The 4,440-nt window shown below is 63.5% G+C and carries 5 protein-coding genes; all 5 read left to right on the forward strand.

Translation table 11 applies throughout. The annotated features are described in order from the left end of the window. Positions 1-700 (forward strand): flagellar M-ring protein FliF C-terminal domain-containing protein (locus BFP90_RS08580; RefSeq protein ID WP_305118396.1); only part of this gene is annotated, 700 nt, incomplete at its 5' end. Further along, entirely contained in the window at positions 693-1,709 is a 1,017-nt protein-coding gene (gene fliG, locus BFP90_RS08585) for a flagellar motor switch protein FliG (protein WP_057721344.1), read from the forward strand. The genes BFP90_RS08580 and fliG, both read left to right, overlap by 8 nt. Before the next feature lie 10 nt (positions 1,710-1,719). After that, positions 1,720-2,484, forward strand: a complete 765-nt coding sequence (gene fliH, locus BFP90_RS08590) for a flagellar assembly protein FliH (protein ID WP_065884548.1) — start codon at positions 1,720-1,722, stop codon at positions 2,482-2,484. Then, entirely contained in the window at positions 2,474-3,832 is a 1,359-nt protein-coding gene (fliI, locus tag BFP90_RS08595; protein WP_065884549.1) for a flagellar protein export ATPase FliI, read from the forward strand. Before fliH ends, fliI begins: the two co-directional genes overlap by 11 nt. Positions 3,833-3,835: 3 nt before the next feature. Then, complete coding sequence (fliJ, locus tag BFP90_RS08600) at positions 3,836-4,285, forward strand: flagellar export protein FliJ (protein ID WP_065884550.1); 450 nt, start codon at positions 3,836-3,838, stop codon at positions 4,283-4,285. Positions 4,286-4,440 lie beyond the last annotated feature (155 nt).

Here is a 4,440-nt window from a genome sequence, read left to right on the forward strand (position 1 = left end):
CAACGGCCAGCAGATCATGGACCCGGCCACCGGCCAGCCGATGCTCGCGCCTTACCCGGCGGACAAGCGTAACCAGTCCACCAAGAACTTCGAGCTCGACCGTTCCATCAGCCACACCAAGCAGCAGCAGGGCAAGATCAATCGCCTGTCGGTGTCGGTGGTGGTCGATGACCAGGTCAAGGTCAACGCCGCTGACGGTGCCATCACCCGCGCGCCATGGAGCGCCGATGAATTGGCGCGCTTTACCCGCCTGGTGCAGGACGCCGTCGGTTTCGACGCCAGCCGTGGCGACAGCGTCAGCGTGATCAACATGCCATTCTCCGTCGAGCGCGGCGAAGTGATCGCCGACCCGGCGTTCTACACCCAGCCGTGGTTCTGGGACATCGTCAAGCAAGTGCTGGGGGTGTTGTTCATCCTGGTGCTGGTGTTCGGCGTGCTGCGCCCGGTGCTCAACAACATCACCGGTGGCAGCAAGAAACAGCTCGCCCTGGCCGGTGGCGACGTCGAGTTGGGCGGCATGGGCGGCCTGGATGGCGAGTTGGCCAACGACCGCGTCAGCCTGGGCGGCCCGCAAAGCATCCTGTTGCCAAGCCCGAGCGAAGGCTATGACGCTCAGTTGAACGCAATCAAGAGTCTGGTGGCAGAAGACCCGGGCCGTGTGGCCCAGGTCGTGAAAGAGTGGATTAACGCTGATGAATGATCGAGTCGCTGTGGCCAAGCTTTCCCGGGTCGACAAAGCCGCCGTGCTGCTGCTGTCGCTGGGCGAAACCGACGCTGCCCAAGTGCTGCGCCACATGGGCCCCAAAGAGGTCCAGCGCGTGGGCGTGGCCATGGCGCAGATGCGCAATGTGCACCGCGAGCAAGTCGAGCAGGTGATGAGCGAGTTCGTCGAGATCGTCGGCGACCAGACCAGCCTGGGCGTCGGCTCCGACAGCTACATCCGCAAAATGCTCACCTCGGCCCTGGGCGAAGACAAGGCCAACGGCCTGATCGACCGCATCCTGCTGGGCGGCAACACCAGCGGTCTGGACAGCCTCAAATGGATGGAGCCGCGCGCCGTCGCCGACGTGATCCGCTACGAGCACCCGCAGATCCAGGCCATTGTCGTCGCCTACCTGGACCCGGACCAGGCCGGTGAAGTGCTCGGCCACTTCGACCATAAAGTGCGCCTGGACATCATCCTGCGCGTGTCGTCGCTGAACACCGTGCAGCCGGCGGCGCTCAAAGAACTCAACACGATTCTCGAGAAACAGTTCTCGGGTAACTCGAATGCCTCGCGCACCACCCTGGGTGGCATCAAGCGGGCGGCCGACATCATGAACTTCCTCGACAGCTCGGTCGAAGGCCAGCTGATGGACTCGATCCGCGAGATCGACGACACCCTGTCCGGCCAGATCGAAGACCTGATGTTCGTGTTCAACAACCTGGCCGATGTCGACGACCGTGGCATCCAGGCGTTGCTGCGCGAAGTGTCGTCCGACGTGCTGGTGCTGGCGCTCAAGGGCTCGGACGAGGGCGTCAAGGAAAAGATCTTCAAGAACATGTCCAAGCGTGCCTCCGAACTGCTGCGCGACGACCTCGAAGCCAAGGGCCCGGTACGCGTCAGCGACGTGGAAACCGCGCAGAAAGAAATCCTCACCATTGCCCGCCGTATGGCCGAAGCCGGAGAAATCGTTCTCGGCGGGAAGGGCGGCGAAGAAATGATCTAAGGCGCCCCGCATGTCGAACAAAGATGAGACGCCCAGCGATCTGATTCGCGCGCGGGATGTCGGCGGGTTCGACATCTGGTCGTTGCCCAGCTTCGACCCCCACGTGCCGCAGCCAGAGCCTGAACCGGTGCAGGAAGCGCCGGCACAGATGGAAGAAGTGCCGCTGGAAGAAGTCCAGCCGCTGACCCTTGAAGAGTTGGAAGCCATCCGCCAGGAGGCTTACAACGAAGGCTTCGCGGCGGGTGAAAAAGATGGTTTTCGCAGCACCACCCTCAAGGTCCGTCAGGAGGCTCAAGAGGCCCTCAGCGTCAAGCTGGGTAGCCTGGAGCGCTTGATGGGCAACCTGTTCGACCCCATCGCCGAACAGGACTCGCAGCTGGAAAAATCCATGGTCGGCCTGGTGCAGCACATCACCCGCCAGGTGATCCAGCGTGAACTGGTGCTCGATTCCAGCCAGATCGAAAGCGTGATGCGCGAAGCCCTCAAGCTGCTGCCCCTGGGCGTGGGCAATGTGCGGCTGTACATCAACCCGCAGGATTTCGAGCAGGTCAAAGCCTTGCGCGAGCGCCATGAAGAAACCTGGCGCATCGTCGAGGACGCCGCGCTGCTGCCTGGCGGTTGCCGCGTCGAGACCGAGCACAGCCGCATCGATGCCACGGTGGAAACCCGCATCAGCCAGATCATGGCCAAGCTGTTCGACCAGTTGCATGAACAGGCGCTGCACCCGGCCGAGCCTGACCTGAGCGTTGACCTGGACGCCACCGATGCGCCTTGATCGCACCAGCTTCGCCAAGCGCCTGGACAGCTACGCTGAGGCCACGCAGTTGCCCGGCCAGCCGGTCCTCGAAGGGCGCCTGTTGCGCATGGTCGGCCTGACGCTTGAGGCCGAGGGCTTGCGCGCTGCCATGGGCAGCCGCTGCATGGTAATCAACGACGACAGCTACCACCCGGTGCAGGTCGAAGCCGAAGTGATGGGCTTTTCCGGTAACAAGATTTTCCTGATGCCGGTGGGCAGCCTCGCCGGTATCGCTCCGGGTGCCCGTGTGGTGCCCCTGGCCGACACCGGGCGCTTGCCGATGGGCATGAGCATGCTCGGGCGTGTACTCGATGGCGCCGGGCGTGCGCTGGATGGCAAGGGCGGCATGAAGGCCGAGGACTGGGTGCCGATGGACGGCCCCACCATCAACCCGCTCAACCGCAACCCCATCAGCGTGCCGCTGGACGTGGGCATTCGCAGCATCAACGGTTTATTGACGGTCGGTCGCGGCCAGCGCCTGGGCCTGTTCGCCGGTACCGGTGTGGGTAAGTCGGTGTTGCTGGGCATGATGACGCGCTTTACCGAGGCCGACATCATCGTGGTCGGACTGATCGGCGAGCGGGGCCGTGAGGTCAAGGAATTCATCGAGCACAGCCTGGGTGAAGAAGGCCTCAAGCGTTCCGTCGTCGTCGCCTCTCCGGCGGATGACGCACCGCTGATGCGCCTGCGCGCCGCCATGTACTGCACGCGCATCGCCGAATATTTTCGCGACAAGGGCAAGAATGTCCTGTTGCTGATGGACTCGCTCACCCGTTTCGCCCAGGCCCAGCGCGAGATCGCCCTGGCCATCGGCGAGCCACCCGCGACCAAGGGTTATCCGCCGTCGGTGTTCGCCAAACTGCCCAAGCTGGTGGAGCGTGCCGGTAACGCCGAGGCCGGCGGGGGCTCGATCACCGCGTTCTACACGGTGTTGTCCGAAGGCGATGACCAGCAGGACCCGATTGCCGACTCGGCGCGGGGCGTGCTCGATGGGCACATCGTGCTGTCGCGACGCCTGGCGGAAGAGGGGCACTACCCGGCCATCGATATCGAAGCGTCCATCAGCCGGGTGATGCCGGCGGTGGTCACGCCGGAACACATGGCCCGCGCACAATACTTCAAGCAACTGTGGTCGCGTTACCAGCAGAGCCGCGACCTGATCAGCGTCGGCGCCTACGTGGCCGGTGGCGATCGCGAGACCGACCTGGCCATTGCCCTGCAGCCGCAATTGGTGACTTATCTACGCCAGGGCCTTAACGACAAGATCAGCATGGGCGAAAGCGAAGCGCATCTGCAGTCCATCTTCGCCCCCGCGCCGGGCGGCTAACCCATGGCCAACAGCCGCGCCGCGCGCCTGGCCCCGGTGGTGGAAATGGCCGAAAAGGCCGAAAAAACCGCCGTGCAGCGCCTGGGGTATTTCCAGGGCCAGGTACGCCTGGCGGAGAGCAAACTGGGCGACCTGGAGCGCTTTCGCCTCGAATATCAGCAACAGTGGATCGAACGCGGCAGCAAGGGCGTGTCGGGCCAGTGGCTGATGGGGTATCAGGGCTTTCTCAATCAGCTGGAAACCGCCGTCGGCCAACAGCGCCAGAGCCTGGCCTGGCACCAGAACAACCTCGACAAGGCCCGCGAAAGCTGGCAACAGGCGTTTGCCCGCGTCGAAGGGTTGCGCAAGCTGGTGCAGCGCTATATCGATGAAGCGCGGGCGATTGAAGACAAGCGCGAGCAGAAGTTGCTCGATGAACTGTCCCAGCGCCTTCCGCGCCAGGAACCGTTCTAACCAACGCAGCAGGAAAAAATGTGGGAGGGGGCTTGCCCTCGATGGTGGTGTGTCAGTCAAAAGATGCAGTGACTGACACTCGGCAATCGGGGCATAGGTATCTACACAACTCAGCAGCGCCCAACCGTAACCACGATGCGAAGCGAGCCGCTCTT

This window comes from Pseudomonas sp. 24 E 13, assembly GCF_900004715.1.
Taxonomy (GTDB): Bacteria; Pseudomonadota; Gammaproteobacteria; order Pseudomonadales; family Pseudomonadaceae; genus Aquipseudomonas; species Aquipseudomonas orientalis_A.